Here is a 16,963-nt window from a genome sequence, read left to right on the forward strand (position 1 = left end):
ACTCATGACGAGCGCGACCACGGTCGGCCGGGTGTTCGATCCGGCCGGGCCCGAGCATCGGCCCGACCCGCATCCGCTCTTCCACCGGATGCGCGAGCAGGCGCCGGTCCACCGGCACGTGAGCCCGTCCGGACGCGCGTTCTGGTACCTGACCCGGTACGCCGACGTGCAGCGGGCGCTCCTGCACCCGGACCTCGGGCGGGAACTGGACCGGCTGCCGCCCGAGCTCGCGGCGGTGCACCGCAGGTGGGACCGCGACCCGCTGGCGATGGTCAGGCGGAACATGTTCAACCTCGACCCACCCGACCACACCCGGCTGCGGCGGCTGATGGCGCCCGCGTTCGGCCCGCGTACCGTGGCGGCGCTCGAACGGCGCGTTCACCAGGTCGTCGGCGAGCTGGCCGGCGGCCTGGCCGCCGGGGCCGAGACCGGGGCCGAGACCGGGGGCGAGGCCGAGGTAGAGGTCGACCTGATCGAGGCGCTGGCCCTGCCGCTGCCGATCATGGTCGTCGCCGAGCTGGTCGGCTTCCCCGCCGCCGACCTGCCGCGGCTCCGCCGGTGGAGCGACGCCATGCTGCGCGGCCGGGACGCGGCCCAGGTGCGCCGCGCCGGGCTGGAGTTCGTCGCGTACGTCAACGAACGGATCGACGAACGGCGGGCCCGCCCGGACACGTACACCGGTGAACGGCAAGCCGGGCCGGACGCGGACGGACGGCGGGCCGGGCCGGGTACGGACGACGACGGGCGGCCTGGCGGGGCCGGCGAGGACCTGTTGTCGCGGCTCGTGCGGGCGGAGCGCGACGGTGCGGGGATCAGCCATGAGGAGCTGGTGTCCAGTGTGTTCCAGTTGCTGCTCGCCGGCGACGAGACGACGGTCAACCTCATCGGCAACGGCGTGCTGGAACTGCTGCGCCACCCCGACCAGCTCGACCGGCTGCGCGCGCGGCCGGAGATGATCGGCTCCATGGTCGAGGAGGCGATGCGGTTCAACGGGCCCGTCGGGCACTCCCGGCCGCTGTACGCGCTGGCCGACGTGCGGTTCGGGGACGCCGTGATCCCCCGGGGCGACATCGTCCTGCCGGTGCTGCTGGCGGCCAACCGCGACCCCGCGGTGTTCCCCCGGCCGGACGTCTTCGACATCGGCCGCGACCCGAACCGGCACCTGGGCTTCGGCCACGGGATTCACTTCTGCCTCGGCGCGGCGCTGGCGCGGCTGCAGGCCAGGGCCGCGATCGGCGCGCTGGTGCGCCGCTTCCCCGGTATGGCCCTGGCCGCCGACCCGGCCGGCCTTGAGTGGACGCCGGACCTGTTCCTGCACGGTGTGCGCCGCCTGCCCCTGCTGCTCCGGCAGCGCCCCCCGGTGAAAGGGTCCCGCCGATGACCGACCACGTGACGAGCCACGAGGGGTACGCGAAGCTGTCCCAAATGGCGTTCGGGTACGCCACCTCGCAGATCCTGTACGCGGCCGTCCGCCTGTGCGTGCTGGAGGGGCTGGCCGCCGGCGCGCGGCCGGTGGAGGAGCTGGCGCGCGCCCTCGGGTGCGACCCGGGGGCGCTGCGCCGGCTGTTGCGCGCGCTGGTCGTGCTGGGCGTGGCCGAGGAGGACGGCGCCGGGGGTTTCGCCCTGGCCGAACTCGGCCGGCCGCTGCTCGCCGTTCACCCGCTGTCGATCCGCTCCAGCGTGCTGCTGCTCGGCGACCCCGCCACGTGGGGGGCGTGGGGGGCGCTGACGCACGGCGTGCGGACCGGCGAGGCGGCGTTCGACCACGTACACGGCCGGCCGCTCTTCGACCATCTCGCCCGCCATCCCGGCCTGTCGGAGATCTTCAACACGGCGATGCGCGAGGGCGCCGAGCAGATCGCGCCCGAGGTGCCCAAGGCGTACGACTTCGGTGGCGCCCGCACGGTGGTCGACATCGGCGGCGGCAACGGCACGGTGCTGGCCGCGATCCTGTCGGCCGCGCCCGGCGCCCGGGGGATCCTGTTCGACACCGCCGAGGGGGCGGCGGGCGCCGCCGGGACGTTCCGGCGGGCGGGGGTGGCCGACCGGTGCTCGATCGAGACGGGCGACTTCTTCCAGGGCGTGCCGGAGGGCGACGTGCTGGTGGTGAAGGGCGTCCTGCACGACTGGGACGACGAGCGGTGCGCCACTCTGCTGCGCGGCTGCCGCGCGTCGATCGCGCCCGGCGGGCGCCTGCTGGTGCTGGAGCCGGTGCTGCCGCCCCGGCTCGACACCCCCGAGGCGTCCGGGGTCGTCATGAGCGACATCGCCATGCTCGTCTACACCGGCGGCCGGGAGCGCGGCGGGGACGAGTTCCGGTACCTGTTCGCGGCGAGCGGGTTCCACCTGGCCGGCGTCACGCCGCCGCTGGCGGGCTCGGCGATCAGGATCCTGGTCGCCGACCCGGTCTGAGCACGGACGCGGGCGCGGTCTGAGCACGGGCGCGGGCCCGGATGAGTACCCGCGCACGTGGCCGGGCGGCTTGAGTAACGTCCCTGCTCTGGTGGTCCGGTGGGCGGGCGCGCATAGTGTGCCGGTGGCGCAAACTCGCTCAATTGAGATTTCCAGGTGACAAAACGGGGCGAATTGGGGTCCACAGGTGAGGTGATGCCCGCTGTGCGGGTCGTCGTCGGCGAGCCGGACCGCGCCGTGCGTGCCCGGCTCAGGAGCGTGCTGCACGTCGGCACCGGCGTGTGCGTGGTGGGGGAGGCCAGCGGCACGCACCGGCTGACCGACCTGGTCGTCCGGCGCAGGCCGAGGGTGGCGGTGGTGAACGCGGCCCTGCGGCAGGCGGCCGGCGCCGAGTTCGCGCCGATCGTCGCGGCGCTGGCCAGGAACAGGACGCAGGTGCTGCTGGTCTCGGAGACGCCGGACGAGGAGCTGCTCGGCCGCGCGCTGCGCGAGGGCGTCGGCGGCTTCCTGCACCGGGAGTCGCTGTCCGAGGAGATCGTGCACGCGATCCGGACGGTCGCCGCCGGCCACACGTTCATCTCCGGCTCCATGATCACGCGGCTGCGCGACCGCGTCGCCGCCGTGGTCACCGGGGTCGACCACGAGCTCGCCGCGCTCACCCGGCGCGAGGCCGAGGTGCTGACCCTGGTCGCGACCGGGCTGTCGAACGCCGGCATCGCCGAGAAACTCGGCATCGGCACTGGAACGGTCCGTTCCCATCTGGCCCGCATCCTGACCAAATTGCAGGCGACCAACCGCGCGCACGCGGTCGGCATCGCCTACGAGTCCGGCTACATCACGAGCGCCTCTCCCCACCCTCGGGCTCCCGGTCGGGCCTGACCTGCGCGGGCGGCCCGGAGAGCCACCACTTGTGCAGAGCGGGGTACTGCGTGACCGCCTCCTCCGTCGTCAGCAGGGTCTCCGGCCTCCCCGAGAGCGCCAGGAACAGCGCCGAACGGTCCTTCCCCGCGTCGGTGGCCATCAGCGTCTGGGCGCGGAACAGGTCGGCGGCCAGCTCCCGATTGCTCAGCGCGGCCCGGGTCAGCCGGGTGCGGACCTGGCGCTCGGCCGGGGACACCTCACGCCGGCCCTCCTCCGGATGCCCGCCGTCCTGCCGGATCGCCATCAGCCACGACCTCTCCGCCTCGGCCGCCATGGCCGCCCGCAGACGGGAGGAACGGGACGGCGCGTACCCGCCCCGCCTCAGCTCCCGGTCCAGGCGGAGCGCGCCCAGCGCGGCGACCGACATCCCGTGCGAGTACACGGGGTTCACCGCCACGACCGCGTCGCCGAGCGCCACGAACCCGTCAGGCAGGGCCGCCCGCTCGAAGAACCGCCGCCGGTTGGAGGTGTCGCGGTAGGGCCGGATGCGGCCGAGCGGGGTGGCCGCCGCCATGAGGTCGGCCACGATCGGGTCGCGCAGCGAGCGCGCGAAGTCCAGGAAGCCCCGCTCGTCGGCCGGCGGCTCGCCACCCCGCGTGCCGGTCAGGGTGACGATCCACCGGCCGTCCTCGATCGGGAACAACGTCGCCCCCTGGCCCGGCCGCCCGCCGGACGGACGCGGGTGCAGCATGATCGCCGGAAGGTCGGCGGCGAGCTCCGCGGGCGCCTGGTAGACCCATGTGGAGTAGGCCAGCCCCGAGGAGACGGTCACCTCCTCGACCTCCGGCGCGCCGATCTCGGCCAGCCACCGTGGCGCCTTCGACCTGCGCCCGGTCGCGTCGACGACCAGATCGGCCCCGACCGTCTCCACCGGGCCGTTCTCACGGACGACGCGGACCCCGGTGACCCGGGTCGCGTCCCCCGTCAGCCCCAGCGCCCGCGCGCCCTGCCACGTGGAGATGGTGTCGTCGCCCAGCGCGCGCGTCCGCACCACCTGGTCCAGCAGGCCCCGGCTGCAGGCGATGAGGCCGGCGCCGGTGTCCAGGCGCCGGAACCATCCCTCGGGGGCGAGGATCAGCGCGTCGCCGGGGAGACCGCGCGGCTGCGCGCCCCGAGCGAAGAGCTCCTCGACGGCGCCGGGAAGCAGCGCGCGCAGCGCCGTCACCCCGCCGGTCACCAGCACGTGGTTGTGGTGCGACTGGGGCACCCCCCGCCGGGGACGCGGGCCGGACGGGTAGTGGTCGTTCTCGATCAGCACGACGTCGTCGGCGTGCCTCGCGAGCACGGCGGCGGCCAGCACCCCCGCGAACCCCCCGCCCAGGACGACCGCCCTGGTCATGGACGCGGGGACGGCGGGGCGTCCCGGGCAGGTGACCGCCTCATGCCGGGCGCTCTTCGATCAGCTCGCTCTCGATCATGGTGCCGATGAAGTCGTGCACGTCCGTCCGGATGCGCCTGCTCACGGCGGTGTTGCTGCCGGCGAACTCGTGGGACAGCTTCGAGACGATCGGCTCACGCTCCCCGTCGCTCTCGACGAGCATCCAGATGCGGGAGCCCGTCGAGTTCAGAGTGCGGAAATCCCCGGTCTCGGTGTGGTACAGCGAGATGCCTTCGGCGGTCTCCTGCCATATCACTGCGTCGTTGATTCGGAGCGACACACTTCACCTCCGCTATACCGGCGTTATGGGGAGCAGTTCGCCGAGCTTGACGACGTTCGGCGAGGGCGGGACATAGGTCTTCCAGTCGTCGAAGACCGGGTGCACGTCACCGTTGGCGACCAGGAGGGGCGTAGTCATCTCGACGTTCTTCTTGGCGAGCTCGGCGGGGCTGATCCCCGCCTCCAGCCAGAGCTGCGTGGCCAGGCCGTGCCGCAGGATCCTGCACTGGTGCCGGCTGTTGCGCCGCAGGTCGCCCGACTCCGCCATGTGGGCGGCGCGGCACCCGCCGCCGCAGGACGACTTGATGTAGCACTTGGCGCAGTCGGCGTGGAAGTCGCCGCCGAACACCGAGCTGTTGCGCATGTCACGCAGGACCGGGCTGGCGAAGGTCTCGGCCAGCGACTGCCGCCGCAGGTTGCCCGCGTGGTGCGGCCGGCCGGTGACGAGCTTGCACGGGTAGACGTCGCCCAGCGAGTTGATGTAGATCTCGTTGCCGCCCATCCCGCAGTTGGCCCGCACCGAGCACGGCGACATCGCCTTGGGGCCGTCGGGGCTCAGCTTGCCGGCGGCGGGCGAGGTCCAGGCGATCTCCTGGATCCGCATGTGGTCCTGCCAGCCGAAGTCGTACTCGTCGCTCACCCCCCGGCCCAGGTTGTTGTGGTACATCAGCCGGATGCTGTGGACGTCGAGCCCCTCGATGAACGTCGCGAAGTCCTCGAGCTCGTCGATGTTGTCCGAGGTGACGATGTGGTTGATCTTCGGTACGACGCCGGCCTCGTTGAGGAGCTGGAGGGCGCGGTAGGTCTTGTCGAACGAGCCGGCGCCCCGGGTGCGGTCGTGCGTCTCGGCCGTGCCGCCGTCGACGCTCACCGTCACGGAGTTGAACAGCTCGGCGAACCGCTGTGCCACCTCCGGCTTCCTGATCATCGTGGCGTTGGTGACGATGTTCGACTTCAGGCCCCGGGAATCGGAGTACTCCACGATCTGGAACAAATCTTTTCTGAGCATCGGCTCGCCGCCGGTGAACACCAGGATCTCGGCCCCGAAGTCGGCGATCTGGGAGACCAGGTCGAGCGATTCCGCGGTATTGAGCTCACCCGGCAGGCATTTCTCCGACGAGGCGTAGCAGTAGGGGCAACGGAGGTTACAGCCGTCGGTGATGGCGTAGTAGACCTGGCGGAGCGGCGGCTCCTTTATCCGTACCGTCGGGTGTTTCCCGTTGTAATAGACGATCCAGCTCAGAATGAGTTTGGCGAGCGCCCGTTCGGTCTCGTCGGTCTGCTCCAGCGGCGCCGGCTCCCCGCCGGCCCGCGGCCGGGCCAGGGCGGAAAGGACGCCGAACTCACGCGGATTGAGGACGCACCGACCGCCCACATGCGGATTGACCACCAGGTGGTCGTCGTCGTGCACGAAGTAGGTGAGGCCTTCGGGCACGTCGAACAACGCGCGGTTTCCGGCCAGCTTCCCAGGCATCCGTTCCCCTTCACGCTCCAGCGGCAGGCGCGGCCCCGGACCGTTGCCGGGGGGCACGCGGCCGGGGCCGCGCCTGCGAGCCGTTCGGACGCGTTAGCTCCCGATCCCGATACGGCCCCGGGGCCCCCCCCCGCCCCGGGGGCGGTCGGGGCCCGGGGGGGGGGGGGGGGGGCCCGGGGCGGGCCCCGCGCCTGCGAGCCGTTCGGACTAGTTAGCTCCCGATCCGGATCCGGACCAGGCTCCACACAGGCAGGACGCCGCCGCGTCGAGGTCGTGCGCCTCGACCTCGGGGGTGGTCCACTGCCCGTCCCCGGAGTGCGCCATCACCTCAGGCAGGACGGCGGGAAGCCGGGACTTCAGGGAGACGAGCAGGTCGGTCTCCTCGCGGGTCAAGGTGGCGAACGCCTCCTCGATCTCCGGGCGGGTCGAGCTGCTCAGGACTCCGGCATCGCGCAGAGTTTGCCTCGGATCGAAGGCCATGCCTTCACCTCTCTATCTGGTGAGATGCGTTGCAGGTCGAGTATGGGCCGACGGCGACAAGGTGGCACAACCCCACAAACGTGGGCTCGCCATCGGCATTTTCAAAAGCGATGCGGAAACGCGTGAAAGGCCGGACGGCAACCACACGAACGTGGGTGCCCGGACCACTTGTGGTCGCCGATCGGCCGTTTCAGGCTTATCGCGCAGGACGAAATCCAAACGGCAGGTTTCCCGCGCCCCGGACCGGTCGCCGACGAAAGGGAGAGTCGATGAACAGAACCGGATCGGGCACGTTCGACGCCCTGGCCAAGCTGCGCGCGGCGGGGCACCCCATCGACCTGCTCGACGAGCGGCAGCGAAGGGTCTTCGCCGAGCTCTCCGAGACCGAGGTCGCGCTGCTGAACTCGATCAAGAAGCGCCTGGACGACACGGCGGGCGAAGTGGAAGGACAGGAGCTCAAGCTCGTATGACCGGCAAGGGCCCGAGACCCGCCCGTCGTCACATCGTGGTCCTGTTCATCGACATCGTCGGGTCCACCGAACTCGCCGAGCGCCTCGACCCTGAGCTGCTGCTGCACATCCTGGAGCGCTACTACGCAGCCTGCCGGACGGAGATCTCCGAGCACGGCGGCGTCGTGGAGAAGTACATCGGCGACGCGATCATGGCGGTTTTCGGCGTGCCCGCCGCCCGGGAGGACGACGCGCTGCGTGCGGTCCTCACCGCGCACGCGGCGATGTCGGCCGTCCACCGGCTGGGCGCCGAACTGGCCCCGACCCACGGGGTCCGGCTGGACGCCCACTGCGGCATCGCCTTCGGTGAGGTGATGGTCGTCGGCGCGCCCGGCCCGGACGTGCGCGTGATCGGGGACACGGTCAACACCGCGAGCCGCCTGCAGTCCGCGGCGGCGGCCGGCGAGATCCTGCTGGGCGGCGAGGTCGCCCGGCTGGTCCGGCACCGCGCGGTGCTGGAGGAGGTCCCCCCGCTCCGGCTCAAGGGCAAGAAGGACCCGGTGCGCGCGTGGCTGCTGGTCGGCGTGAAGCCGGACCGGGACGAGCCGGAGACCGGCACGATCCCGCTGATCGGCAGATCCGAGGAGCTGCGCCAGCTCACCCAGATCCACGACCGGGCCCTGCGCCACCGCCAGTGCGGCATGGCGACGCTTCTCGGCGTCCCCGGCATCGGCAAGTCCCGGCTGGTCAGGGAGTTCCTGAACGACCTGCCCGCCGAGGTGGCCGTGCTCACCGGCCGGTGCCCCTCCTACGGCATCGGCGCCACCTACCGGCCCATCGCGGAGATGCTGGAGGCCGTCAACGGGGACTGGCCCGCCATCGCCGAGGCACTCGGTCCCGAGAGCGAGCGGGCGTTGCGCGGGCTGGCGGGCCCGGCCGCGGCGGACGACGCCGAGGCCCCGGGGATCGCGGAGATCGCGCAGGCCGTGCGGTCGTTCTTCGAGGTGGTCGCCCAGCGCCGGCCGCTGGTGGTGGTGCTGGACAACCTGCAGTGGGCCGAGCCGACCCTGCTGGACCTGATCGAGGACTGCGCGGCGTGGCTCGCCGACGTGCCCGTGCTCCTGGTCTGCGTGGCCCGGCCGGAACTGTACGAGATCCGTCCCTCGTGGGGAGGGGGCATGGCCTGCGCCATGTCGCTGGAGCTCGGCCCGCTGAGCCGGCCGAACATGGCACGGCTGGTCGCCGAGCTGTGCGCCGCGCGTGCCGACGTCGTCGCCCACGACGACGACACCCTGTACCGCAGGGTCGCCTACGGCTCGGACGGCAACCCGCTGTTCGCCGAGCTGCTGCTGGAGACCCTCGCCGAGGGGGCCGCCACCCTGCCGCCCACCATCCAGGCGCTGCTGGGCGCCCGGCTGGACCGGCTGGGCGAGGCCGAGCGCGAGGTGCTCGAAAGGGCCGCGACCGTCGGGCAGGCCTTCACGGTGGAACAGGTGGCGGCCCTGCTCACCGCCGGCGCCCCCGAGCCGGTGGCGCCGCTGCGGCGGCTCCAGCGCGACCGCCTGATCCGGCGCGGCGCGCTTCCCGGGTCGTTCGAGTTCACCCAGACCCTCACCCGCGAGACCGTCTACGCGCTGACGAGCAAGGAGCTGCGCGCGGACTGGCACCGGACGCTGGCCGACTGGTTCGGCGACCGGGCCGCCGGCGCCTCGGACGACGCCCCGTTCGCGGGGTCGTCGTCGGGGGACGTCAGCCGGCACCTGCTCGCGGCCTGCCGGCTCACCCGTGAGGTGCGCCCCGGCGACCCACTCCTGCGCGAGCTGACCGACCGGGCCGCCGCGTCGCTCATGCGGGACGGCGGCGAGGCGTTGCACCGCAAGGACCTGCCGGCCGCGATCGCGCTGCTGGAGCTGGGGCGGGAGCTGCTCCCGGCGGGCAGGGGCGAGCACCGCTGGCTGGCCGTCCGCATCAGTGACGCGGAGCTGGCACGGGGGGAGGGCGCGCGTGCGGTGGCCGCGCTGGACCACGCCGAGGAGCTGCTGCCGGCCGACCCGCGCAACCTGCTCACCTGCGCGATCCAGCGGGAGGTCCTCGACCTGCGGTCGGGCGCCAGGGGCCCGGCGCTCGGACCCCTGCGGGAACGGCTGGCGGCCGACCCGCGTGACGACCTCGGCTGGTGCCGGTTCCACCAGCTCGAAGCCTGGATCCACATCGACGGCGGCCGGTTCGGCGCCGCCGACCTGGCGTTCCGTGACGGGCTCGACCGGGCCAGGTCGATGGGCGACCGCTACGAGGAGGACCGCCTGCTGGGCGGGCTGTGCGAGCTGGTGCAGTGGTCGCTCACCCCGGTGGCGGACGGGCTCGCGCTCTGCGCCGACCTGCTGGCCCGGTTCGCCGGCGACCGCGCCCTGCTGGTGCCGGTGCTCGTCACCCGGGCCCGCCTGCTGGCGCTGTCCGGCGACCTCGCCACCGCCCGCAGGTCGCTCGACACGGCCGCCCGCTACGCGGAGGAACTGCACCTCGAGCTGTCGGCGATCGTGGTCGTCCAGGTGCGCGGACTGGTGGAGTCCCTGGCCGGGGACCACCAGGCCGCGAAGACCCTGTTCCGCCGGGCCGCCGCCGCGCTCCGCACCGTGGGGCACGGAGCGCCCGCCGCCACGCTGGAGGTCTACGCGGCCCGCGAGACGCTCCGGCAGGGAGACGTCCGGCAGGCGGACCTGGAGCTGGCGCGGGACGAGGCCACGCCGCGCCAGTTCCGCGGCGAGCTGGCCGCCATCGCGGTACGGGCCGCGATCGCGTCGTCCGACGGCGAGCACGCCGAGGCGCTGGGCGCCGCCGTGCGCGCGGCCGAGCTGATCGAGTCGACCGACGACCCGTGCCTGCGAGGCGACATCCTCTTCGCCATCGCCGAGGTCCACCGGGCCGCCGGACGCGACCCGGCCGACGCCGCGCGGCGCGCGGCCGACGCCTACCTGAGCAAGGGCGCGAGCCTGCTCGCGCGCGGAGTACGTGACTGGATGGGGGAGCCGTGTCCCTGACGCCCGCGAACACGCCGCCACCCTGGCGGCGGGAGAAACGCGCCCACTTCCCCGGGGTGCCCGCGTGGGGGCTGGCCACCACGCGGCAGGCCCCGGAGCGCTTCCAGGTCAGCCCGCTGGCGGAGGTGACCAAGGAGTGGGCGTGGGGCGGCGCCGACGGCACGGGTGTGCGCGTGTGCGTGGTGGACACCGGCGTGGACGCGGCGCACCCGAGGGTCGGCGCCCTCGAACGGTCCTTCGGCGTCGTCAGCGTGGAGGGGGGCGGGCTGGCGGTGGCCTCGTGCGACCCGGTCGACCCGGCCGGGCACGGCACGGCCTGCGCCGGGGTGATCAGGTCGATCGCCCCGGGGGTGTCGCTCACCTCGCTGCGGGTGCTCACCGACGGGAAGACCGGCTCGGGCGACGCCCTCATGACCGGGCTGGCCTGGGCCATCGACGCGGGCTTCGACCTGGTCAACCTCAGCCTCTCCACCACGAGGTCGGACTTCCGGCAGTCCTTGCAGGAGCTCGCCGACCGCGCGTACTTCCGGCGCTGCCTGCTGGTCGCCGCCGCGCACAACATGCCCGTGCTCAGCTTCCCGTGGACGTTCTCCTCGGTGGTGTCGGTGGCCGCCCACGACGAGGCCGACCCGATGAGGTACTACTACAACCCCGCGCCGCCCGCGGAGTTCCACGCGCGCGGGGTGAAGGTGTCGGTCGCCTGGCCCGGCGGCCGGGAGATCCGCAGCACCGGCAACAGCTTCGCGGCACCGCACATCACCGGCATCTGCGCGCTCATCCTGAGCAAGCACCCCTGGCTCACGCCGTTCCAGCTCAAGACGGTCCTCTATCTGGCCGCGGACAACACCACGACGCAGAACGGAGAGGTACATGGCCCCTGACGACTTCGACGGCACCGAGCACAGGTTGCTGCAGTCCATCGTCGAGGTGGCGCGCCACATGTTCGGCGCCGCCGCATCCTCCATCTTCCTGGTGGACCCCGACACCGGTGAGCTGGTCTTCGAAGCCGTCTCGGGCGAGGGGGAGAAGGAACTCGTCGGGAGCCGCTTCCCCGCGGGGACCGGGATCGTCGGCTGGGTCGCGGCGAGCGGGCAGCCGATGGTCGCCGACGACGTGTCGACCGTGGAGCAGTTCGCCCAGCACGCCGCCGAGTCCACCGGCTACGTCCCGCGCGTCATCATGGCCGCGCCGCTGATCCGGTTCGAGGAGTGCATCGGCGTCCTTGAGGTGCTGGACCGCACCGCCTCCCGCAGCGAGCTGGACGACATCGAGCTCCTGGGGCTGTTCGCCATGCAGGCCGCGTGCGGCCTGGAGTTCCTGCTCAGGCTGCGGCGGGGCGAGGGCAGGGAGCCGGCCCACGACCCGCAGGCGCTCCTGCGGCGGATCGCCGAGCGGCTGCCGGGCCGGGCCCGTCCGTCGGACACGGCGGCCGTCCGCCTGCTCGCCATCGCCGACGAGCTCCTCGCCCCCTGAACGGGCCGCCCGATCGCCGACGGCTCCTCGCGCCCCTGAACGGGCCGCCCGGCGGGAATTCCTTTATGCGGCCGGCCCGCTTTATGGCCGGCCGATCGAATGCGGCGCCCCGGTGGCCCGCACCCGGAATCGGGAAAAGGACGGTCCATTCGACGGGACAACGAGGTTTATAAACCATGGGCGCCTGCTGGGCGCGGGTGCGGGTCGCGGTTTCGCCCCGGCCGCCATAAGGGCCGGAGTGAGGCGATGTCCCGCCTGCGACTCGACAATCATCGAATGAGGTTCGATTCTTGGCATTGGGCAGAACAGTGGACCAAGGAGAGTCGCGCGGCCGGGGAGCGCGCGGCGCCGTGGTCGCCGATTTCCTGAAGGGGTGACATGGCAGAGAGCGGTCCGCGCCCCGGCGACTCATGGCCGCTCGTCGGCCGCGCCGCCGCGCTGCGCACCATCACCGAGGCCGTGACGCTGGCCGACGCCCACGGCGTGGTGATCGCGGGACCGCCGGGAGTGGGCAGGACGCGCCTGGCCGAGGAGGCGGTCGCGCGGCTCGCCGCGGCGGGCCACCCGACGGCCTGGGCGACCGGGACCCGCGCCGCCGGGACGATGGCGCTGGGCGCGCTGCTCCACCTGGTCCCCCCGGGCGACTCGCCGGTCCTCGTGGCGGGGCACACCTTCGCCAAGATCGTGGAACGGTTCAGCGTTCCCGGCGGCAGGCGGCCGGTGCTCGTCGTGGACGACGCCCACCTGCTCGACAGCGCCTCGGCCGCGCTCGTCCACCGGCTCGCCGTGCACACCAGGACCTTCGTGCTCCTCACGGCACGCCAGGGCCACCCCGCGCCCGACGCGGTGACGGCGCTGTGGAAGGAACGGGTGGCCCGGCGCGTCGACCTGCAGCCGCTGAGCGACGGCGACGTCGACACGCTGCTCGAACGCGGCCTGGACAGCCCGCTGGACGCCGTCACCCGCCGCACGCTGCGCCGCCTGTCCGTCGGCAACCCGCTGGTGCTGCGCGAGCTCGTGCGGTCGGGGCTGGAGGGATCGGCGCTGCGCCGCGTCGACGGCCTGTGGCACCTGGTCGGCCGGCTGCAGATCACCCCGAGGCTCGGTGACCTGATCGAGGCGCAGATGCAGGTCGACGACCCGGGCGTGCTGGCCGTGCTGGAGGTGCTCGCCTGCAAGGAACCCCTCTGCCGGCTCGTGCTCGAACGCATCACCGGCCACGCCGCCGTCGTGCAGGCGGAACGGCGCGGCCTGGTCGTGGTGGAACGATCCGGATCGCGCGACCAGGCACGGCTCGCGATCCCCGCGTACGGGGAGGTGGTCAGGGCCCGGATGCCGCGCGCGCGTGCCCTCGCGATCTGGGAGCGGCTCGCCGAGTCCCTCGCCGGGTCGCCGCGCCGCCGCGCGGACGACGCGCTCGAACTGGCCGTGTGGCGGCTGGAGGCGGGGCTCGGCTCGTCGGCGCAGGAGCTGCTGGCCGCCGCCCGGCGCGCCGCCGAACGGCTGGAGCTCGACCTGGCCGAGCGGCTGGCGGTCGCCTCCCGTGACGCCCAGGGCGGGGTGGACGCCGAGCTGACCCTGGCCGAGGTGCTGGCCTGGCAGGGGCGTTACGTCGACGCGGCCGGCACGCTCCCGGCCCCGGAGGAGTGCGACGGCCAGGAACGCGCCGACCGGCGGGCGATGCTCACCGAGCGCATCGGCCACTGGCACCACGACGCCGCGCCCGCCCGGCGGCGACCGGCGGGCGATCGGGCCGCGGCGGCCGTGCGGACCTGGACGACGCTGCTCGCCGGGCACGTCACGGAGACCCTCACGGCCGGCGAGGCGCTGCTGGCCCGGCCGTGCACGCTGCCCGCGCGGGCGGCGATCTGCGCGACCACCGCCGTCACGGTCGCCGCCGGCCTCGCCGGGGACCTCGCTCTGGTCGGGCGGCGCAGCGCCACGGGCCTGGCGGTCGCCTCGGAGCACCGCGCGGCGCTGCCCTGGGCGCGGACCCAGGTCCGCGGCGCCAGGTGCCTCGCCGACCTGCTGGGCGGGGCGCTCACCGCCGCGTCCGAGACCGCGGAGGACATGTACCGCGAGGTCGTCGAGACCCAGATGGCCCCCCTGGTCGGCGTGTGGACCGCCGCGCGGGGCATCGTGGCCAAGGCCCAGGGGCGGGTACGGCCGGCACAGCAGGCGCTGCTGGAGGCGGTCGTGCTGCTGGAGGGGCACGACCCGCTCCGGTTGCGGCGCGTCTACCTGGCCGAGCTGGCCGGCGCGCACGCGATGGCGGGGGACACCGTCCAGGCGGACGCGTGGCTCGGCCGGATGGACGCCTCTCCCGCGACGCCGGGGGCGCTGTTCGACCCGCTGATCGAGCGCAACCGCGCCTGGGCCGCCGCCGCCGCGCTGGACCTTCCCCTCGCGGCGTGCCTGGCCACCGGGGCCGCGAAGGTCGCCCGCGAGGCCGGAGCGCCGCTGGTCGAGGCACTGGCGCTGTCCGACGCCGCGAGGTTCGGCGCCGCCAAGGAGGTGCGCGACCGGCTGGGCGAGCTCGCCAGGGACACCGCCACCCCCGCGACGCGGGCGTTCGCCCTGGCGGCCACCGCGCTCGCCACCGACGACGCCCAGCTGCTGGCGGAGGCGGCCGAGACGCTGCACACCATGGGCCACCTGCTGTTCGCCGCCGAGGCGGCCGCGACCGCCTACCGCCTGCACGCCGGGGCGGGCCGGCACACCTCGGCCAAGAACGCGCTCGTGTTCGCCCGTGAGCTGCTGGCCGAGTGCGGCGGCGCGCGCACGCCGCTGACGGACCTGACCGGCAGCGAGGCGTCGCTGACCCCCAGGGAACTGCAGGTGGCGAAGCTGATCGCGACCGGGCTGTCCGGACGCGCCGTCGCCAACCGCCTCGGCCTCTCGCTCCGCACCGTCAACAACCACCTCGGCCGCGTGTACACCAAGCTCGGCGTCTCCGGCCGCCACACCCTCGCCCAGGTCCTGGACCGCGCGCCCGCACAGGCGAAGGGCTGAGCACGCGCCACCACCGCTAGGCGGGGCCGTGGGAGCGGGGGGTGACCAGGCCGGACTCGTAGGCGGTGACGACCGCCTGGGTGCGGTCGCGCAGGCCCAGCTTGCCGAGTACCCGACTGACGTGCGTCTTGACGGTCTCCTCGGTGACCGTCAGCCGGGCCGCGATCTCGGGGTTGGACAGGCCTTCCGCCACCAGGCGCAGGACCTGGGTCTCGCGCGGGGTGAGCGTGGCGAGCGCCGGCGCGGCCGGGGCGCCGGGCCTCGGGCGCAGCAGGGCGAACTCGCTGATCAGCCGGCGGGTGACCGCCGGGGCCAGCAGCGCCTCCCCGGCGGCGATCACGCGGACCGCGTCGAAGAGCCGCTCGGCGGTGACGTCCTTGAGCAGGAACCCGCTGGCCCCGGCGCGCAGCGCGTCGTAGATGTACTCGTCCAGGTCGAACGTCGTCAGGATCAGGACGCGCGGCCCGGTGCCCGCCGCGCCGGCGAGGCGCCGGGTGGCCTCAATGCCGTCCATGCCCGGCATGCGGACGTCCATCAGGACGACGTCGGGGGACAGCTCACGGCAGGCGCGTACGGCCTCGGCGCCGTCGGAGGCCGTGCCGACGACGGTGAAGTCCGGCTGGGTGCCGAGCAGCTCGGCGAACCCCGTACGCACCACGGGGTGGTCGTCGGCGACGACGATCCTGATCGCCGGGGGCGGGGAGCTCATCCGGCCGCCTCGTCCTTCCCCGGCAGGCGGGCCTCGACGAGGAAGCCGCCGCCGGCGCCGGGTCCGGCGCGCAGCCGTCCGCCGACGGCTGAGGCACGCTCCCGCATCCCGGCCAGACCATGCCCTCCGGCCGGCGACCAGGCGTCCGGCCCTTCCGGCGGTGCCGAAGCGCCCGGCCCGCCTCTCTCACGCGGTGCCGAGGCGCCCGGACAGCCTCTCTCACGCGGTGCCGAGGCGGGCGGGCGTTCCCGGTCCGGGGCCGCCGGTGGGGGCGTGCCGGGGCCGTTGTCGCGGATCAGGAGTGTCAGGGCGTCCTCGGTGTAGTGCAGTTCCACGTCGACGGCGGCGCCGGGCGCGTGCCGGCGGGCGTTGGTGAGGGCCTCCTGGACGATGCGGTACGCCGCGAGCTCCACGCCGGGGCCGAGCGCGACCGGCGGGCCCCTGAGGATCAGGCGGGTGCCCGTCCCGGACGCGTCCCGTGACTCGTCCAGCAGCTCGTTCAGCTCCCGCAGGCTCAGGCCCGGCTGGGGCCGCCGGTCCGCCGGCTCCGCCCGCGCGTCCTCCCGCAGCACGCCGAGTAGGCGCCGCATCTCGGTCAGCGCCGCCCGCGCGGTGTCGCCGATGGCCGACAGCCGCTCCGCGCCCGCGGCCGGCATCCCCGGGGTGGTCAGCCGGGCCGTCTCCGCCTGCACCGCGACCATGGAGATGTGGTGGGCCACGACGTCGTGCAGCTCGCGGGCGATGCGCGCCCGCTCGCCGCGCGCCGTGTACTCCAGCAGGGTCCCGTCCACGACCCGCCGGGCGGCGCCGCTCTCCATCGCCTCGCCGCGCGCCCGCCGCGCGATCCCGGCCAGGGCGCAGGCCGGGGCCAGGGAGGCCAGCAGCAGCGTGAGGACCCGGGTCTCGCCGGCGGGCGTCCCCGCCAGCGCCAGCACGGGGAACGGCACGGCGAGGAGCACGGCCAGCCGTTGCGAGCCGGCGCGGCCGAGCCGGTACCCCACGGCGAGCTGGACGCCCACGCCGGCGACGGTCAGCGTCTCGAAGGCCGTGAGGGACAGCACGCTCGCGGCGGTGACGACCACGGCGGCCACGGCCGGCTGCGCCCACAGCAGGGCGAACGGCAGCGTGGTGGCCAGGGCGACCAGGGCCAGCACCAGCATCAGCGGCCCCCTGCCCGGCCCCGCCACGGCCGGGACACCCGCGGACCGCCCCAGCGACTCGGCCACCGCGAACAGGGCGGGCGCCGCGGCGGCCACCAGCAGCCCCGGCGAAGGGGCGGACAACAAGGAGCCGTGCGGAGGCGCCGGGGTGCGTCGTGTCCATCTGTCGCGCCGGTCG

Annotated in this window: 14 protein-coding genes; 8 read left to right on the plus strand and 6 right to left on the minus strand. The window is 74.1% G+C overall.

The genetic code is table 11. From position 1 onward, the window contains the following. The first annotated feature begins 4 nt into the window (after nucleotides 1-4). The 3 genes from NYZ98_RS06335 to NYZ98_RS06345 all read left to right on the plus strand — a co-directional run bounded on the left by NYZ98_RS06335 (nucleotide 5) and on the right by NYZ98_RS06345 (nucleotide 3,291). Nucleotides 5-1,381 (plus strand): cytochrome P450 family protein, encoded by a 1,377-nt coding sequence (locus NYZ98_RS06335; protein WP_262841591.1) that lies wholly within the window; start codon nucleotides 5-7, stop codon nucleotides 1,379-1,381. Next, a complete protein-coding gene (locus tag NYZ98_RS06340) occupies nucleotides 1,378-2,412 on the plus strand; it encodes an acetylserotonin O-methyltransferase (protein ID WP_262841592.1) in 1,035 nt (344 codons plus the stop codon). The genes NYZ98_RS06335 and NYZ98_RS06340 overlap by 4 nt, the downstream gene beginning before the upstream one ends. Before the next feature lie 195 nt (nucleotides 2,413-2,607). Continuing rightward, on the plus strand, nucleotides 2,608-3,291 hold the full coding sequence (locus NYZ98_RS06345) for a response regulator transcription factor (RefSeq protein ID WP_262841593.1): 684 nt from the start codon (nucleotides 2,608-2,610) through the stop codon (nucleotides 3,289-3,291). Here NYZ98_RS06345 and NYZ98_RS06350 read toward each other — a convergent pair. The 4 genes from NYZ98_RS06350 to NYZ98_RS06365 all read right to left on the minus strand — a co-directional run bounded on the left by NYZ98_RS06350 (nucleotide 3,248) and on the right by NYZ98_RS06365 (nucleotide 6,944). Continuing rightward, entirely contained in the window at nucleotides 3,248-4,672 is a 1,425-nt protein-coding gene (locus NYZ98_RS06350; RefSeq protein ID WP_262841594.1) for an NAD(P)/FAD-dependent oxidoreductase, read from the minus strand. The genes NYZ98_RS06345 and NYZ98_RS06350 overlap by 44 nt on opposite strands. Before the next feature lie 40 nt (nucleotides 4,673-4,712). Continuing rightward, nucleotides 4,713-4,991 (minus strand): PqqD family protein, encoded by a 279-nt coding sequence (locus tag NYZ98_RS06355; protein WP_262841595.1) that lies wholly within the window; start codon nucleotides 4,989-4,991, stop codon nucleotides 4,713-4,715. A 12-nt stretch (nucleotides 4,992-5,003) separates the two neighbouring features. Further along, entirely contained in the window at nucleotides 5,004-6,464 is a 1,461-nt protein-coding gene (gene stsB, locus NYZ98_RS06360) for a StsB family radical SAM/SPASM domain sactipeptide maturase (protein ID WP_262841596.1), read from the minus strand. Between the two features lie 207 nt (nucleotides 6,465-6,671). Continuing rightward, nucleotides 6,672-6,944: a StsA-related sactipeptide RiPP gene (locus tag NYZ98_RS06365; protein ID WP_262841597.1), complete on the minus strand. Its 273-nt coding sequence runs from the start codon at nucleotides 6,942-6,944 to the stop codon at nucleotides 6,672-6,674. A gap of 269 nt (nucleotides 6,945-7,213) precedes the next feature. On the opposite strand from NYZ98_RS06365, the gene NYZ98_RS06370 reads away from it, so the two are divergent. From NYZ98_RS06370 to NYZ98_RS06390, 5 genes are all read left to right on the plus strand, one after another. Then, complete coding sequence (locus tag NYZ98_RS06370; protein ID WP_262841598.1) at nucleotides 7,214-7,414, plus strand: aroma-sacti cluster domain-containing protein; 201 nt, start codon at nucleotides 7,214-7,216, stop codon at nucleotides 7,412-7,414. Continuing rightward, a complete protein-coding gene (locus tag NYZ98_RS06375; protein ID WP_262841599.1) occupies nucleotides 7,411-10,431 on the plus strand; it encodes an AAA family ATPase in 3,021 nt (1,006 codons plus the stop codon). Before NYZ98_RS06370 ends, NYZ98_RS06375 begins: the two co-directional genes overlap by 4 nt. Next, nucleotides 10,422-11,312 (plus strand): S8 family serine peptidase, encoded by an 891-nt coding sequence (locus NYZ98_RS06380; RefSeq protein ID WP_262841600.1) that lies wholly within the window; start codon nucleotides 10,422-10,424, stop codon nucleotides 11,310-11,312. Before NYZ98_RS06375 ends, NYZ98_RS06380 begins: the two co-directional genes overlap by 10 nt. Further along, on the plus strand, nucleotides 11,302-11,904 hold the full coding sequence (locus NYZ98_RS06385; RefSeq protein WP_262841601.1) for a GAF domain-containing protein: 603 nt from the start codon (nucleotides 11,302-11,304) through the stop codon (nucleotides 11,902-11,904). Before NYZ98_RS06380 ends, NYZ98_RS06385 begins: the two co-directional genes overlap by 11 nt. Before the next feature lie 378 nt (nucleotides 11,905-12,282). Next, entirely contained in the window at nucleotides 12,283-14,916 is a 2,634-nt protein-coding gene (locus NYZ98_RS06390) for a LuxR C-terminal-related transcriptional regulator (RefSeq protein ID WP_262841602.1), read from the plus strand. A gap of 16 nt (nucleotides 14,917-14,932) precedes the next feature. Here NYZ98_RS06390 and NYZ98_RS06395 read toward each other — a convergent pair whose 3' ends face one another. Together NYZ98_RS06395 and NYZ98_RS06400 are read right to left on the minus strand one after the other, a co-directional pair. Beyond that, complete coding sequence (locus tag NYZ98_RS06395) at nucleotides 14,933-15,625, minus strand: response regulator (protein WP_262841603.1); 693 nt, start codon at nucleotides 15,623-15,625, stop codon at nucleotides 14,933-14,935. Further along, entirely contained in the window at nucleotides 15,622-16,908 is a 1,287-nt protein-coding gene (locus tag NYZ98_RS06400; protein ID WP_262841604.1) for a sensor histidine kinase, read from the minus strand. The genes NYZ98_RS06395 and NYZ98_RS06400 overlap by 4 nt, the downstream gene beginning before the upstream one ends. Nucleotides 16,909-16,963: the final 55 nt, after the last annotated feature.

The organism is Sphaerisporangium corydalis (genome assembly GCF_025506355.1).
Classification (GTDB): domain Bacteria; phylum Actinomycetota; class Actinomycetes; order Streptosporangiales; family Streptosporangiaceae; genus Sphaerisporangium; species Sphaerisporangium corydalis.